Annotated in this window: 13 protein-coding genes; 8 read left to right on the forward strand and 5 right to left on the reverse strand. The window is 60.8% G+C overall.

Annotated elements, in window-relative coordinates; all coding sequences use genetic code 11:
• Positions 1–14 precede the first annotated feature (14 nt).
• The 4 genes from murA to hisC all read left to right on the forward strand — a co-directional run bounded on the left by murA (position 15) and on the right by hisC (position 4,548).
• A complete protein-coding gene (murA, locus tag CKW29_RS11505; protein ID WP_095144984.1) occupies positions 15–1,280 on the forward strand; it encodes a UDP-N-acetylglucosamine 1-carboxyvinyltransferase in 1,266 nt (421 codons plus the stop codon).
• Positions 1,281–1,405: 125 nt separating this feature from the next.
• Positions 1,406–2,041: an ATP phosphoribosyltransferase gene (hisG, locus tag CKW29_RS11510; protein ID WP_095144983.1), complete on the forward strand. Its 636-nt coding sequence runs from the start codon at positions 1,406–1,408 to the stop codon at positions 2,039–2,041.
• A gap of 126 nt (positions 2,042–2,167) precedes the next feature.
• Positions 2,168–3,493, forward strand: coding sequence for a histidinol dehydrogenase (hisD, locus tag CKW29_RS11515; protein WP_095144982.1), 1,326 nt, complete (start codon positions 2,168–2,170; stop codon positions 3,491–3,493).
• Positions 3,494–3,495: 2 nt separating this feature from the next.
• Complete coding sequence (gene hisC, locus CKW29_RS11520) at positions 3,496–4,548, forward strand: histidinol-phosphate transaminase (protein ID WP_095148507.1); 1,053 nt, start codon at positions 3,496–3,498, stop codon at positions 4,546–4,548.
• Positions 4,549–4,696: 148 nt separating this feature from the next.
• On the opposite strand, the gene CKW29_RS11525 is transcribed toward hisC, so the two are convergent.
• The 3 genes from CKW29_RS11525 to algW all read right to left on the reverse strand — a co-directional run bounded on the left by CKW29_RS11525 (position 4,697) and on the right by algW (position 8,783).
• Entirely contained in the window at positions 4,697–5,425 is a 729-nt protein-coding gene (locus CKW29_RS11525; RefSeq protein ID WP_095148508.1) for a DUF4198 domain-containing protein, read from the reverse strand.
• 12 nt (positions 5,426–5,437) lie between these two features.
• Positions 5,438–7,543 (reverse strand): TonB-dependent siderophore receptor, encoded by a 2,106-nt coding sequence (locus CKW29_RS11530; protein ID WP_095148509.1) that lies wholly within the window; start codon positions 7,541–7,543, stop codon positions 5,438–5,440.
• An 85-nt stretch (positions 7,544–7,628) separates the two neighbouring features.
• The gene (gene algW, locus CKW29_RS11535) at positions 7,629–8,783 is read right to left on the reverse strand and encodes a Do family serine endopeptidase AlgW (RefSeq protein WP_095144978.1); all 1,155 of its coding nucleotides are present in this window, start codon (positions 8,781–8,783) and stop codon (positions 7,629–7,631) included.
• A gap of 102 nt (positions 8,784–8,885) precedes the next feature.
• On the opposite strand from algW, the gene CKW29_RS11540 reads away from it, so the two are divergent.
• The 4 genes from CKW29_RS11540 (at position 8,886) to cysN (ending at position 13,096) form a co-directional block, all read left to right on the forward strand.
• The gene (locus CKW29_RS11540; protein WP_095144977.1) at positions 8,886–9,644 is read left to right on the forward strand and encodes a Nif3-like dinuclear metal center hexameric protein; all 759 of its coding nucleotides are present in this window, start codon (positions 8,886–8,888) and stop codon (positions 9,642–9,644) included.
• Positions 9,645–9,832: 188 nt separating this feature from the next.
• Positions 9,833–10,750 (forward strand): sulfate adenylyltransferase subunit CysD, encoded by a 918-nt coding sequence (gene cysD / locus CKW29_RS11545; RefSeq protein WP_095144976.1) that lies wholly within the window; start codon positions 9,833–9,835, stop codon positions 10,748–10,750.
• Between the two features lie 52 nt (positions 10,751–10,802).
• Positions 10,803–11,144 carry a four helix bundle protein gene (locus tag CKW29_RS11550; protein ID WP_095148510.1) on the forward strand — a complete coding sequence of 114 codons (342 nt, stop codon included), beginning with the start codon at positions 10,803–10,805 and terminating at the stop codon, positions 11,142–11,144.
• Positions 11,145–11,197: 53 nt separating this feature from the next.
• On the forward strand, positions 11,198–13,096 hold the full coding sequence (gene cysN / locus CKW29_RS11555) for a sulfate adenylyltransferase subunit CysN (protein WP_095148511.1): 1,899 nt from the start codon (positions 11,198–11,200) through the stop codon (positions 13,094–13,096).
• A 132-nt stretch (positions 13,097–13,228) separates the two neighbouring features.
• Here the strand turns inward: cysN and CKW29_RS11560 are convergent, their stop codons facing one another.
• Both CKW29_RS11560 and pta read right to left on the reverse strand, forming a co-directional pair.
• Positions 13,229–14,131 carry an acyltransferase gene (locus CKW29_RS11560; RefSeq protein WP_095148512.1) on the reverse strand — a complete coding sequence of 301 codons (903 nt, stop codon included), beginning with the start codon at positions 14,129–14,131 and terminating at the stop codon, positions 13,229–13,231.
• The gene (gene pta / locus CKW29_RS11565) at positions 14,132–16,231 is read right to left on the reverse strand and encodes a phosphate acetyltransferase (RefSeq protein ID WP_095148534.1); all 2,100 of its coding nucleotides are present in this window, start codon (positions 16,229–16,231) and stop codon (positions 14,132–14,134) included.
• Positions 16,232–16,233 lie beyond the last annotated feature (2 nt).

The raw sequence follows: 16,233 nt of genomic DNA on the forward strand, positions 1-16,233 counted from the left end.
GCGTCGAGATTCTTATGGATAAATTGATTATTACCGGCGGCGTTCGTCTTGATGGCGAAATCCGCATCTCCGGGGCAAAGAACTCTGCCCTGCCGATTCTGGCGGCAACGCTGCTGTGTGACGGCCCGGTGACGGTCGCCAACCTGCCGCACCTGCACGACATCACCACCATGATCGAACTGTTCGGTCGCATGGGCATTGAGCCTGTGATCGACGAGAAGCTCAGCGTCGAAATCGACCCGCGCACCATCAAGACCCTGATCGCACCGTACGAACTGGTGAAAACCATGCGTGCCTCGATCCTGGTGCTGGGCCCTATGGTTGCGCGTTTCGGTGAAGCCGAAGTTGCCCTGCCTGGCGGTTGCGCCATCGGTTCGCGTCCGGTCGACCTGCACATCCGTGGCCTTGAAGCCATGGGCGCGACCATCGACGTCGAAGGCGGCTACATCAAGGCCAAGGCACCGGAAGGCGGCTTGCGTGGTGCACACTTCTTCTTCGATACCGTCAGCGTGACCGGTACCGAGAACATCATGATGGCGGCCGCTCTGGCCAACGGTCGCAGCGTTCTGGCAAACGCCGCTCGCGAGCCTGAAGTCGTCGACCTGGCGAACTTCCTCAACGCCATGGGCGCCAAGGTCCAGGGTGCCGGCACCGACACCATCACCATCGACGGCGTACCGCGCTTGCACTCGGCGGTCTACAAAGTCATGCCGGACCGTATTGAAACCGGTACGTACCTGGTCGCCGCTGCCGTGACTGGCGGTCGCGTGAAGGTCAAGGACACGGATCCGACCATTCTGGAAGCCGTTCTGGAAAAGCTTCGTGAGTCGGGTGCTGAAGTCACCACCGGCGAAGACTGGATCGAGCTGAACATGCACGGCAAGCGGCCAAAAGCTGTTAACGTGCGTACGGCTCCCTACCCGGCATTCCCGACTGACATGCAGGCGCAGTTCATCTCCCTCAACGCGATTGCCGAAGGCACTGGCGCGGTGATCGAGACGATCTTCGAAAACCGCTTCATGCACGTCTACGAACTGCATCGCATGGGTGCTCACATCCAGGTCGAAGGCAACACCGCCATTGTCACCGGTATCGAAAAACTCAAGGGCGCGCCAGTAATGGCTACCGACCTGCGGGCTTCGGCCAGCCTGGTGATTTCGGCACTGATCGCCGAAGGCGACACCCTGATCGATCGCATCTACCACATTGACCGTGGCTACGAGTGCATCGAAGAGAAGTTGCAGATGCTCGGCGCGAAGATCCGCCGCGTACCGGGCTAGTCCCTGCGTCAAGGGCACAGGGAAGTGCCCACAGATTGATTGAAGTCGAGCCTGTTTCAGGCTCGGCCTGTGTCCGGCGCCGTTTGCGACCGGGCATCGTTGCCTGATAAGGACTGACGTTTCCCATGTTGACCATCGCACTGTCCAAGGGCCGCATCCTCGACGACACCCTGCCGCTTCTGGCTGAAGCGGGCATTGTGCCGACCGAGAATCCGGACAAGAGCCGCAAGCTGATCATCCCCACGACCCAGGCCGACGTGCGCTTGTTGATCGTGCGTGCCACCGATGTGCCGACCTACGTCGAGCATGGTGCCGCTGACCTGGGCGTCGCCGGTAAAGATGTGCTGATGGAATACGGCGGCCAGGGCCTGTACGAGCCACTGGACCTGCAGATCGCCCAGTGCAAGTTGATGACTGCCGGTAAAGTTGGCGCGATCGAGCCCAAGGGCCGTCTGCGTATTGCCACCAAATTCGTCAATGTTGCCAAGCGTTACTATGCCGAGCAGGGCCGTCAGGTCGACATCATCAAGCTTTACGGCTCGATGGAGCTGGCGCCGTTGATTGGTCTGGCGGACAAGATCATCGACGTGGTCGATACCGGTAACACGCTGCGGGCCAATGGCCTGGAGCCACAGGATTTCATTGCGGCCATCAGCTCCCGGCTGATCGTCAACAAAGCTTCGATGAAAATGCAGCACGCCCGAATCCAGGCGTTGATCGACACCCTGCGCAAGGCAGTGGAGTCTCGACACCGCGGCTGATTCACCTGCGCGACGTTAAGTTGCGCCCGTCTATCCGCCTCATAGCCAGAATTCTCAGGTGCCCAAGCGGAAACGACGGCTAAGTTAGGGCGCCTGAGTTTTTGCCAATCCTATGAGGCTCTCGCTATGACCGCACCGACTGCAATTCGCCGACTCAACGCTGCTGACCCGGATTTCGCGCATCATCTGGATCATCTGCTGAGCTGGGAAAGTGTGTCTGACGACTCGGTCAATCAGCGAGTGCTGGACATCATCAAGGCGGTGCGTGAGCGTGGCGATGCCGCGCTGGTTGAGTTCACCCAGAAGTTCGATGGCCTGCAGGTTGCCTCGATGGCGGACCTGATCCTGCCACGCGAACGTCTGGAGCTGGCACTGACCCGCATTACCGTGCCCCAGCGCGAAGCCCTGGAAAAAGCCGCCGCCCGGGTGCGCAGCTACCACGAAAAACAAAAGCAGGACTCCTGGACCTACACCGAAGCCGACGGCACGGTACTGGGCCAGAAGGTCACGCCACTGGACCGCGCCGGCCTGTACGTGCCTGGCGGCAAGGCGTCCTATCCGTCCTCGGTGCTGATGAACGCGATTCCGGCCAAGGTGGCCGGCGTGACCGAAGTGGTCATGGTGGTGCCGACACCGCGTGGTGAGGTCAACGAACTGGTGCTGGCGGCGGCGTGCATCGCGGGCGTCGACCGGGTGTTCACCATTGGCGGCGCGCAAGCCGTGGCGGCGCTGGCCTACGGCACCGAAAGCGTGCCGAAGGTCGACAAGGTCGTCGGCCCTGGCAACATCTATGTGGCCACTGCCAAGCGTCATGTGTTTGGCCAGGTGGGCATCGACATGATTGCCGGTCCGTCTGAAATCCTCGTGGTATGCGACGGCCAGACCGATCCTGACTGGATTGCGATGGACCTGTTCTCCCAGGCCGAGCACGACGAAGACGCCCAGGCGATTCTGGTCAGCCCCGATGCCGGGTTCCTCGACCAGGTGGCGGCGAGCATCGCCAGGCTGTTGCCGACCATGGAGCGTGCCCAGATCATCGAAACCTCGATCAATGGCCGTGGTGCGCTGATCCAGGTGCGTGACATGCAGCAAGCCATCGAGGTGGCCAATCGCATTGCGCCGGAGCACCTCGAACTGTCGGTCGCCGATCCTCAAGCCTGGCTGCCGCAGATTCGCCACGCCGGGGCGATCTTCATGGGGCGCCACACCAGCGAAGCCTTGGGCGACTACTGCGCCGGCCCCAACCACGTGTTGCCGACCTCTGGCACCGCGCGTTTCTCTTCGCCGCTGGGGGTGTATGACTTCCAGAAGCGTTCGTCGATCATCTTCTGCTCCGAGGCAGGCGCTTCGGAACTGGGCAAGACGGCTTCCGTGCTGGCCCGTGGCGAATCGCTGACGGCCCACGCCCGCAGCGCCGAATACCGCATCGTTGACGACAAAGAAGGAAACTGAACATGAGTAAATTCTGGAGTTCGTTCGTCAAGGATCTGGTGCCCTATGTGCCGGGCGAACAGCCGAAGCTGGCGAAACTGGTCAAGCTCAACACCAACGAAAACCCCTACGGTCCATCCCCCAAGGCACTGGCGGCGATGCAGACCGAGCTCAACGACACGCTGCGCCTGTACCCGGACCCCAACAGCGACCTGCTCAAGCAGGCCGTGGCCAGGTACTACGGCGTGCAGGGCAATCAGGTATTCCTCGGCAACGGTTCCGATGAAGTCCTGGCGCACATCTTCCACGGGTTGCTGCAACACGATCAGCCGCTGCTGTTCCCGGACATCAGCTACAGCTTCTACCCGGTCTACTGTGGGTTGTACGGCATCAAATTCGACGCGGTGCCGTTGGACGAGCAGTTCCAGATCAATCCGGCGGACTACGCCAGGCCCAACGGCGGGATCATCTTCCCCAACCCGAATGCACCGACCGGTTGCCTGCTGGCGCTGGACGCCGTGGAGCAGATTCTCAAGGTCAGCCCGGATTCGGTGGTCGTGGTCGATGAAGCCTACATCGACTTCGGCGGTGAAACCGCGATCAGTCTGGTCGATCGCTACCCGAACCTGCTGGTGACCCAGACCCTGTCCAAATCACGCTCGCTGGCGGGTTTGCGTGTGGGCCTGGCGGTGGGGCATCCGGACCTGATCGAGGCGCTGGAGCGGATCAAGAACAGCTTCAACTCGTATCCGCTGGATCGCCTGGCGATCGTCGGCGCGGCCGCTGCCTTTGATGATCGCGAGTACTTCGACAAGACCTGTCGACGGGTGATCGACAGTCGCGAGCAGGTGGTTGCGCAACTGCAGGAGAAGGGCTTTGACGTGCTGCCGTCGGCGGCGAACTTCATTTTCGCCCGCCATCCTCGGCACGACGCTGCTGGCCTGGCGGCGAAGTTGCGCGAGCAGGGCGTGATCGTTCGTCACTTCAAGCAAGAGCGGATCGCCCAGTTCCTGCGCATTACCATCGGCACGCCAGAGCAGAACCAGGCGTTGATCGACGCGCTCGAGGACCTGTAGATCGCTATGACGGATCGTTCCCGCGCGCTTGCGTGGGAGCTTCCCGTGACGCTCCACGTCACAATGGGCGCGCAGCGTCCATGGCGGCATTCCCACGCAGGGCGTGGAACAATCATGAGTGACCTCATCGCGAGCAAGGGCGGGTGTGCTACTCGTGATGCGGTTCGCCCAGGAACGTCAGTGAGCTGAACACGCCGCGCGTCGCCACATCCGGATTGTCTTTGAGCTGGACTTCCACCTGCGCCGCTATCACATTCAACCCTTCATTTCGCACCAGCACCTGTGCCCGGCCATCCTTGTCGGTTTCGGTACTCAGGGTGTTCGGTGCATTGCGGTAGTCGCCGATCAGCTTCACCCCAGCGGCCGGTTTGCCGTCCAGTAGCACGCGCACCGGTAATGATCGACCAGGCCCCACCGTCAGCGGATCAACCTCTGGCAAGATCAGCAGCTTCAGTTGATCAAGCGCGGGCAACTTCGCCCCCGGCTGATAGATCGCCAGGCTGTACTTGAACGTCTGGGTCGACTCGACCGCCCCCGGCACTTTGCTGCGTCCTTCGTTGACCCACTTTTTGTCCGCCGTCTGCGACCACATGCCGTTGTCCAGCGCCACGGCCAACACCGCCGGCGGTTTGAGCGGCTGCAGGCGGGCGTGATCCACCAGGCGCTGTACGGTGACGGGAATCATTTTTCCGGTGATGTCATACGCCCAGGCGCCGCTGACTTTCAGGGCCTTGAAAGCATTGTCCTCGGCACCGTGACCGTAGATGACTTCGATGTTGCCACGGCGTTGTTCGGTCCACAGGCCATGAGCCGAGACCTGAGCGCTGAGCAGTGCGCCGATCAGCCCCAGCAGGACCAGTGATTTAGCGTGTTGCATGGTGATTCCCTTTTACAGATTGAGTGTCAGGCTGACGGTGAAGTTGCGCGGCTCGCCGGGGTTGACCCAGTAGTTGCTGTAAGAGCGCTCGTAGTACCGTTCATCAAAGAGGTTGTTCAGGTTCAGCCCCAACGTGACGCGGTCGCTGGCCTGGTAATGGGCCAGCAGGTCGACGGTCTGGTAAGCCGGCAGTTCGAAGTCGCTACCGGCTTCGCCCGAGCGATCACCGACATAGGTGTAGGCGGCACCGATGTCCGAGCCACGCAATGCGCCGTCTTGAAACTGGTAGACAGCCAACAGGCTACCGCTGCGCTTGGCCACCCCGAGAATCCGGCTGCCAGTGGGAATGACCGGATCGCCTTGGGTCACCTCGGCATCGATGTACGCCAGGGCACCGATCAGCCGTACGGCCTCCGAGAGTTGTCCGCTCACCTGCAGATCGAAACCCTGGCTGCGGGCCTTGCCCATTGCCCGGTAGGTATCGGTGGCCGGATCGAGGGCCAGGACGTTTTCTTTTTCGATGTGGAAGGCGGCGAGGGTGCTGCTCAGGCGATCCTCGAACAGCTCACTCTTGAGGCCGACCTCGTAGCCGACGCCTTCCTGCGGAGCAAAGGACTTGCCCGCGGCGTCCAGGCCGTTGTTCGGCTTGAACGAGGTCGAGGCGTTGGCGAACAGGCCGTGCTGTGGTGTCAGCTGATAGAGCAGGCCGGCGCGTTGGGTCAGGGCGTCGTGGTCTTGCCGGCTGCGGTTGCCGAGTACCTGATCGTCGATGGTTTGCTCGAAATGCTCCAGGCGCACCCCCAGAATGCCGCGCAGGCGTTCGCTGAATACGATCTGGTCCTGAAGGTTGAGGGCTCGGCTTTCGACCTGCTCGAAGAAGTCCGGACCCGTGCGTTTGCCGTCTGGTTTTGGCTGACCATAAACCGGGTTGTAGATGTCGATCGCATAGGGGCCGCCAGCGAGGGTGGTCACTCGTTCGTTCTTGCGCAGGTTCTCGTATTCGCTGCCGATCAACAGTTCGTGTTGCCAACTGCCGATGTCGAACAGACCCCGCAATTCGAGCTGGGTGATGCTGTCGTGCCACCGGGTATCGCGCTCACGGTAGCGGCGGTTGACGGTGTGCAGGTCGGCGTTCAGGGGGCGTGTTTCCGAGGCATGTCCCCAGAGCTTGCCGTCCTTGTAGTGGCTGGCCAGGCGTAGCTTCCAGGTGTCGTTGAGGTGATGGTCGAGGGTCGCCTGCAGCAGGTTGTTGTGGTTGTCGATGTTGCCGTCATTGGGTTCGCCGAGGAAGGTCGAACGCTTGACCCCGCTCCAGCGGTTGTTCGGCGCCACGATGCCGCGGTCGAAGGTTGAACTGTGGCGGACGATTTCGCTTTCCAGCAGCAGGTTGGTGTCGGGATTGAGCTGCCAACTGAGCGAAGGCGCGAGGAACACACGCTGGCTATCCACGTGATCGCGGAAGCTGTGGTTGTCCTCGACGGCCAGGTTGATCCGCGACAGCACCTCGCCCTGAGGGTCGAGGGGGGTATTGACGTCCAGAGCAGTGCGATAGCGATCCCAGCTGCCGGCGCGGGTCTGCAAGGTGCTGAAGGCTTCTGGCTGGGGTTTCTTGGTGACGATGTTGACCGTGCCGCCGGGATCGCCGCGCCCGTAAAGGCTGGCGGCAGGCCCCTTGAGTACCTCGATGCGTTCGACATTGGCGGCATCTGGAGTGCTTGGGTAGCCGCGGTTGGCGGCGAAACCGTCCTTGTAGAACTCCGAGGTGGTGAAGCCGCGCACACTGTACTCATAAAGCGTCAGGCCGCCGAAATCGTTCTGTTTCGAGACGCCGCCGGCAAACTCCAGCGCCCGCTCGATGTCGTTGCTGCCCAGGTCCTGGAGGACGCTGGCGGGGATCACGCTGATGGACTGGGGGATATCACGAATGGCCGTGTCGGTTTTGGTCGCACTGGCAGAGCGAGTCGCGCGATAGCCCTTGACCGGTCCTGTGGCGGACTCGTACTCGGAGCTGACGCTGATGGCGTCCAGTTCCAGAGGGCGGGGTTCTTCGGCAAGTGCCGGATTCCCCAGCAGGCCGAGTGCAAGGCCTGCCAGGGAAGCGGTTTTTCGAGACGGCATGAGATCGTTCCAATAGTGATATTGGAACAATATAACATTGCCGATGAGAGTGCATGCTTTTAACCCGGCATGGCCGGGTCAATGCTTACTCTTCTTTGGCGATCGGGGCTGGGGGGGGCCGCAGGCCGATTTCCGCAGTCAGCTCAAGTTCCTTGCCATTGCGGATGACCTGGATACTGACCTTGTCGGTCGGCTTGATCCGTGCCACCTGGTTCATCGAACGACGGCCATCACCGGCGGGTTCGCCATCGATGCTGAGGATCACGTCGCCCAATTGCAGGCCGGCTTTTTGTGCCGGGCCATCACGGAAAATCCCGGCAACGACAATGCCCGGTCGCCCCGACAGGCCAAACGACTCCGCCAATTCCTGGCTCAGGGGTTGCACTTCAATGCCCAGCCAGCCGCGAATCACCTGGCCGTGCTCGATGATCGACTTCATCACTTCCATGGCCAGCTTGATCGGAATCGCAAAGCCGATACCTTGTGAGCCGCCGGACTTGGAGAAAATCGCCGTGTTGATGCCGGTCAGGTTGCCGTTGGCATCCACCAGCGCGCCGCCGGAGTTGCCCGGGTTGATCGCGGCATCGGTCTGGATGAAGTCTTCGTAGTTGTTCAGGCCCAACTGATTGCGCCCGGTGGCGCTGATGATGCCCATGGTCACGGTCTGGCCGACGCCGAACGGGTTGCCGATGGCCAGCGCAACGTCGCCGACCCGGATGCTTTCCGAGCGGCCGACCGTGATCGATGGCAGGTGCTTCAAGTCGATTTTCAGCACCGCGAGGTCGGTTTCCGGATCGCTGCCGATGACGCGAGCCAGGGTTTCACGACCATCCTTGAGTGCGACCACGATCTGGTCGGCGCCGGAGGTGACGTGGTTGTTGGTCAGCAAATAGCCTTCCGGGCTCATGATCACGCCGGAACCGAGGCTCGACTCCATGCGTTTCTGTTTGGGCGCGTTGTCACCGAAGAAGCGTCGGAACTGTGGGTCTTCAAACAGAGGGTGAGTGGTCTTGTTGACCACTTTGGTGGTGTAGAGGTTGACCACCGCGGGTGCCGCGATGACCACCGCATCGGCGTAGGACACCTGTCCATGTTGGTTCAGAGTCGTTTGCGGGGCCTGCTGAAGATTCACATCCTGGCTCGGTAGCCCGACCCATTGCGGGTAACGCTGGATAATCAGCAACGCAATCAGCACGCCGGCCAACAGCGGCCAGCCAAAAAAACGCAGACCCTTGAGCATTGAACAAATCCTGGGAGGTTACGACGGGCCAACCACGGCCCATAATGTTGCGCATTATACGAGGCCGCGCGCGCCTCTGAACGGGATATTTAGGAGTCTTTTATGGCCGTTGCCCTGAGCACCCTGGTAGAAGAAGCGGATCGCTACCTCAGCAGTTCGAAGATTTCCGATTATTGCCCCAACGGCCTGCAAGTCGAAGGTCGGCCGCAGGTCATGCGCATCGTCAGCGGCGTCACGGCCAGCCAGGCCTTGCTCGATGCCGCAGTCGAGGCCAAGGCCGACCTGGTGCTGGTCCACCACGGTTATTTCTGGAAGGGCGAGAACCCCTGCATCACCGGCATGAAGCAGCGCCGGCTCAAGACCCTGCTCAAGCACGATATCAGCCTGTTGGCCTATCACTTGCCGCTGGATTTGCACCCGGATGTGGGCAACAACGTGCAACTGGCTCGCCAACTGGATATCACCGTGGAAGGTCCGCTGGACCCGGATAACCTCAAGGTGGTCGGGTTGGTGGGCTCGCTGGCCGAACCCATGACCGCGCGCGACTTCGCCCGTCATGTGCGGGACGTCATGGGCCGTGAACCCTTGCTGATCGAAGGTCGCGAGATGATTCGGCGTGTGGGCTGGTGCACCGGCGGCGGCCAGGGCTACATCGACCAGGCGGTGCAAGCCGGCGTCGATTTGTACCTCAGTGGCGAGGCGTCCGAGCAAACCTTCCACAGCGCTCGCGAGAATGGCATCAGCTTTATCGCGGCCGGCCATCACGCCACCGAGCGCTATGGCGTGCAGGCACTGGGGGAATACCTGGCGCGGCGGTTCGCCCTGGAGCATATTTTCATTGATTGCCCGAATCCGATTTGAGGGTGTTCAGCGCTTCACTGAACACCACGATTCAACGATGAGGGCGAGCCTCGGACGCCAGAACGCGCAGGCATATTCATATGCCCTTTCGATCTAGTTGGCGTCCTGATTAGACGATGACGCTGTGCTAGGATCCTCGCTCGAACACGGCCCGCTGGCCGTTCATAAGAAAGCTTTCGTGAGTAGCCATGGTCGACAAACTGACGCATCTGAAACAGCTGGAGGCGGAAAGCATCCACATCATCCGCGAGGTGGCCGCCGAGTTCGACAACCCGGTGATGCTGTACTCCATCGGTAAAGACTCCGCCGTGATGCTGCACCTGGCACGCAAGGCATTCTTCCCGGGCAAGCTGCCGTTTCCGGTGATGCACGTCGACACCCAATGGAAGTTCCAGGAGATGTACAGCTTTCGCGACAAGATGGTCGAAGAGCTGGGCCTGGACCTGATTACCCACGTCAACCCGGAAGGCGTGGCGCAAGGCATCAACCCCTTCACCCACGGCAGTGCCAAGCACACCGATATCATGAAGACCGAAGGCCTGAAGCAGGCCCTGGACAAGCATGGTTTCGACGCAGCCTTTGGCGGCGCCCGTCGCGATGAAGAGAAATCCCGCGCCAAAGAGCGTGTGTACTCGTTCCGCGACAGCAAGCACCGCTGGGACCCGAAAAACCAGCGTCCGGAACTCTGGAACGTCTACAACGGCAAGGTCAACAAAGGCGAGTCGATCCGCGTATTCCCGTTGTCGAACTGGACCGAGCTGGACATCTGGCAGTACATCTACCTGGAAGGCATCCCGATCGTCCCGCTGTACTTCGCCGCCGAGCGTAACGTCATCGAGAAGAACGGCACACTGATCATGATCGACGACGAGCGCATCCTCGAACACCTGAGCGACGAAGACAAAGCGCGCATCGTCAAGAAGAAAGTCCGTTTCCGTACCCTTGGTTGCTACCCGTTGACGGGCGCGGTGGAGTCCGAGGCCGAAAGCCTTACGGACATCATTCAGGAAATGCTCCTGACGCGAACTTCCGAGCGCCAGGGCCGGGTCATCGATCACGATGGCGCCGGCTCCATGGAAGACAAAAAACGGCAAGGATACTTTTAAGCTGCAAGCGGCAAGTTAGAAGCTGCAAGCAAATCAAAAGCAGGTGATCGAAATGGATTTCGAGAAACTCTTGGTTTGGCAAAGAGCAAAAGCGTTGACGGTGAGTGTGTACAAGGAAATGGCTGCATGCCCTGACCTTGTATTCAAAAGTCAGATTACGCGCTCTGCGCTCTCTATCCCGAGCAATATTGCAGAAGGTATGGAGCGTTTCACTGCTAGAGATAAATGTCGTTTTCTGAGGATCGCCAAGGCTTCCTGTGGGGAGCTGCGAACCCAGCTGATGATCGGCAGTGAGATCGCGTATGTCGCTGAGCCTCTGGCAGCAGTTTGGATTATAGAAACCCGTGAGCTTTCAAAAATGCTGAACGGGTTGATCAATAGAATTTCTGACTAGCTGTACGCCGACAAGCTTGCCGCTTGAAGCTTACAGCTTGGAGCTTAAACCCAATGAGCCATCAATCTGATTTGATCAGCGAGGACATCCTCGCCTACCTGGGCCAGCACGAACGCAAAGAGCTGCTGCGCTTTCTGACCTGCGGTAACGTCGACGACGGCAAGAGCACCCTGATCGGGCGCCTGCTGCACGACTCCAAGATGATCTACGAAGACCATCTGGAAGCCATTACCCGCGACTCGAAAAAAGTCGGTACTACGGGCGATGATATCGACCTGGCATTGCTGGTCGACGGCCTGCAGGCCGAGCGCGAGCAAGGCATCACCATCGATGTTGCCTACCGCTATTTCTCCACCGCCAAACGCAAATTCATCATCGCCGACACCCCCGGCCATGAGCAGTACACCCGTAACATGGCGACCGGTGCTTCCACCTGTGACCTGGCGATCATCCTGGTCGATGCCCGTTATGGCGTGCAGACCCAGACCCGTCGCCACAGCTTCATCGCCTCCCTGCTGGGCATCAAGCACATCGTCGTGGCCATCAACAAGATGGACCTCAAGGACTTCGACCAAGGTGTGTTCGAGTCGATCAAGGCCGATTACCTGGCGTTTGCCGAAGGCCTGAAGATGAAGCCCGCCACCATGCACTTCGTGCCGATGTCGGCCCTCAAGGGCGACAACGTGGTGAACAAGTCCGAGCGCTCGCCGTGGTACACCGGCCAGTCGCTGATGGAGATCCTCGAGACCGTGGAAGTGGCGGGTGATCGTAACTTCACCGACCTGCGTTTCCCGGTGCAGTACGTCAACCGTCCGAACCTGAACTTCCGTGGTTTTGCCGGCACCCTGGCCAGCGGCATCGTCAAGAAGGGCGACGACGTCGTGGTGCTGCCTTCGGGCAAGAGCAGCCGCGTGAAATCCATCGTCACCTTCGAAGGTGAGCTGGAGCACGCCGGTCCCGGTCAGGCCGTCACCCTGACCATGGAAGACGAGATCGATATCTCCCGTGGTGACCTGTTGGTGCATGCCGACAGTGTGCCTCCGGTCACCGACCACTTCGAAGCGATGCTGGTGTGGATGGCTGAAGAGCCGATGCTGCCGGGCAAGAAGTACGACATCAAGCGCGCCACCAGTTATGTGCCAGGTTCCATTGCCAGCATCGTCAACAAGGTCGACGTGAACACCCTGGAAGAAGGCCCGGCCAGCGCGTTGCAGCTGAACGAAATCGGCAAGGTCAAGATCGCGCTCGACGCGCCGATTGCCCTCGACGGTTACGAGAGCAACCGCACGACCGGCGCGTTCATCATCATCGACCGCTTGACCAATGGCACGGTGGGCGCCGGCATGATCGTCGCCCAGCCTCTGGCTCACGGCAGTAGCACGCACCATGGCAAGTTGGCTCATGTAGCGACCGAAGAGCGTGCCCAGCGCTTCGGCCAACAACCGGCCACCGTCCTGTTCAGCGGCTTGTCGGGAGCCGGCAAAAGTACCTTGGCCTATGCAGTTGAACGCAAGCTGTTCGACATGGGGCGCGCAGTGTTTGTGCTCGATGGCCAGAACCTGCGCCATGACCTGAACAAAGGCCTGCCACAGGACCGCGCCGGACGCACCGAGAACTGGCGTCGAGCGGCTCACGTCGCGCGTCAGTTCAACGAGGCTGGTTTGCTGACCCTGGCAGCGTTCGTTGCGCCCGATGCTGAAGGGCGCGAGCAGGCCAGGGCATTGATCGGCAGTGATCGTTTACTGACGGTGTATGTACAGGCTTCGCCGACCGTTTGTGCCGAACGCGATCCACAAGGTCTGTATGCCGCCGCTGGCGACAACATTCCGGGCGACTCTTTCCCGTATGACGTGCCGCTGGACGCCGACCTTGTGGTCGACACCCAGTCGCTGTCGCTGGAAGAAAGCGTCAAGCAGGTGCTGGATCTGCTGCGCAAGCGTGGCGCGATCTGAGGCAGGAGCCGCGATAAGCTTTCAGCTTCAAGCGGCAAGTAAAAGCCCGCAGGCGAGTGATCGTCTGCGGGCTTTTTGGTGTCTGGTCGGACGCATTCGCTTGCCCGCGAAGAGGCCGGTACAGGCGCCTGTTTACTTCGCGGGATACTCGCGGTGCATTTGCTCAAGCAACGCGTCCTTGTCCTGCCACAACTGGTTGATCCAACCCTGGAACTGCAGGCGGTACTCACCATCCTGCTCGTAGTTCTTGCCGATGAATGACGCCGGGATCTGCAGTTCCTGAAAATGCACCACCACGTCTTTCACATTGCCGCATAACAGGCCCCAGAAGCCAGGACGACCGGCCGGGTAATGGATGGTCACGTTGACGATGGACTCCAACTGTTCGCCCATGGCGTCCAGTACAAACGCAATGCCGCCGGCCTTTGGCTTGAGCAGGTGGCGAAACGGTGACTGCTGCTGTGCGTGCTTGCCCAGGGTAAAGCGTGTGCCTTCGGCGAAGTTGAATATGCCCACCGGGTTGTTGCGAAATTTCGCGCAGGTCTTGCGGGTGGTTTCCAGGTCCTTGCCTTTCTTCTCCGGGTGCTTGTCCAGGTAAGCCTTGGAATAACGCTTCATGAACGGGAAGTCCAGCGCCCACCAGGCCACCCCAATCACGGGTACCCAGATCAGTTCCTGCTTGAGGAAGAATTTCAGTGGGCGAATACGGCGGTTGAGTACGTACTGCAGCACCAGGATATCGACCCAGCTCTGGTGGTTGCTGGTGACCAGGTAGGAATGCTGATAGTCCAGGCCCTCAAGCCCGCTGAGATGCCAGCGGGTACGGCCGATCAGGTTCATCCAGGCTTTGTTGTTGCTGATCCAGGCCTCGTGGGTATGGTTCATCAGCCAGTGGCTGAAGCGTTGGGTGAGGGCGAATGGCAACACCTTGAAGAGCGCGACGCCGAACAGAAACGAGCACAACAACAGGGTGTTCAGCGCCAGTAGCAACGAGGCGATCACGCCCCGTACGGCTGCGGGTAGAAAATCCAGCATTCAGAGATCCATAGGTCGGTTGGCGGCTTGAATCGCCGTCAAGGCGATGGTGTAGACGATGTCGTCGACCTGGGCGCCGCGCGGCAAGTCATTCACCGGTTTGCGCAGGCCTTGCAGCATGGGGCCAAGGCTGACGCAGTCGGCGCTGCGTTGCACGGCTTTGTGGGTGGTGTTGCCGGTGTTCAGGTCCGGGAAAATGAACACTGTTGCCCGGCCTGCCACCTGGCTGTTCGGCGCCAATTGCCGCGCCACTGTTTCGTTGGCCGCGGCGTCGTATTGCAGGGGCCCGTCGATCAACAGCGAGTTCTGCGCTTCATGGGCCAGCAAGGTGGCTTCACGGACTTTTTCCACCTCTTCGCCGCTGGCCGACTCACCGCTGGAATAGCTGAGCATGGCCACCCGCGGCGTGATGCCGAAGGCGGCGGCGGAGTCGGCGCTTTGCAAGGCGATCTCGGCCAGTTCGCTGGCGCTCGGATGAGGGTTCATGATGCAGTCGCCGTAGACCAGTACTTCCTCCGGGAACAGCATGAAAAACACCGACGACACCAGGGTGCAGCCCGGCGCCGTTTTAATCAGCTGCAGGGCCGGGCGAATGGTATTGGCGGTGGAGTGAATGACCCCGGACACCAGCCCGTCGACTTCATCGAGCGCCAGCATCATGGTGCCGATCACCACGGTGTCTTCCAGTTGCTGCTCGGCCATGGGCGCGTTGAGGCTCTTGGTCTTGCGCAGTGCGACCATCGGTTCGACGTAGCGCTGGCGGATCAGGTCCGGATCGAGAATCTCCAGGCCTTCAGGCAGCTCGATGCCCTGGGCACGGGCGACGGCCTGTACATCTTCAGGCTTGGCCAGCAAGACGCAGCGAGCGATACCGCGCGCCTGGCAAATGGCTGCCGCCTGCACGGTCAGCGGCTCGCTGCCTTCGGGCAGGACGATGCGCTTGTTGGCGGTCTGGGCGCGCTGGATCAATTGATAGCGGAACACCGCGGGCGACAGGCGCATTTCCCGCGGGGTGCCACAGCGTTGGTGCAGCCAGTCAGCGTCCAGGTGGCTGGCGACGAAATCGGTGATGATCTCCGCGCGCTCGCGGTCGTCGATCGGGATTTCCTTGTTCAGGCCGTTCAACTGATTGGCGGTGTCGTAGGAGCCGGTGCTGACCGACAGTACGGGCAAGCCTGCCTGCAAGGCGCCGCGGCACAGGTCCATGATCCGAGGGTCGGGCAGGGTGTCACTGGTCAGCAGCAAGCCGGCCAGCGGCACGCCGTTGATGGCGGCCAGGCTGACGGCCAGGATGATGTCGTCACGGTCGCCGGGCGTCACCACCAGTACGCCGGGCTTGAGCAGTTCCACCGTATTGCGCATGGTGCGCGCGCAAATGATGATTTTGGTCATGCGCCGGGTTTCGTAGTCGCCGGCGTTGAGCACCTGGGCGCCCATCAGGTCGGCGACGTCGCGAGTGCGTGGCGCGTTGAGCTCCGGCTGGAACGGAATGCAGCCGAGCAAGCGGAAATCGCCACTGCGCAGTAACGGCGAGTGTTCTTTCAGGCGCGCGGCGAATGCCTCCATGCTTTCTTCGGTTTTGACCTTGTTGAGGATCACACCCAGGACTTTCGGGTCTTTCGGGCCACCGAACAATTGCGCCTGCAACTCGACCCGGCCAGACAGCTCGGTAAGCACTTCGTTTTCTGGCGCCGACACCAGAATCACCTCGGCATCCAGACTCTTGGCCAAATGCAGGTTGACCCGTGCGGCATAGCTGGCGCTGCGGGTCGGTACCATGCCTTCGACGATCAGGACGTCCTTGCCGACAGCGGCCTGCTGGTACAGGGTGATGATTTCTTCCAGCAGCTCATCGAGCTGACCGTCACCGAGCATCCGCTCGACATGGGCCAGGCCCAGCGGTTGGGGTGGCTTGAGGCCGTGGGTGCGGGCTACCAGTTCGGTGGAGCGTTCCGGTCCGGTGTCGCCGGGGTGGGGCTGGGCAATCGGCTTGAAGAAGCCGACTTTAAGTCCCGCTCGCTCAAGGGTGCGCACCAGACCGAGGCTGATGGAGGTCAGGCCCACACCGAAATCGGTGGGTGCGATAAAAAAAGTTTGCATGC

The organism is Pseudomonas sp. Irchel s3a18 (assembly GCF_900187535.1).
Taxonomy (GTDB): domain Bacteria; phylum Pseudomonadota; class Gammaproteobacteria; order Pseudomonadales; family Pseudomonadaceae; genus Aquipseudomonas.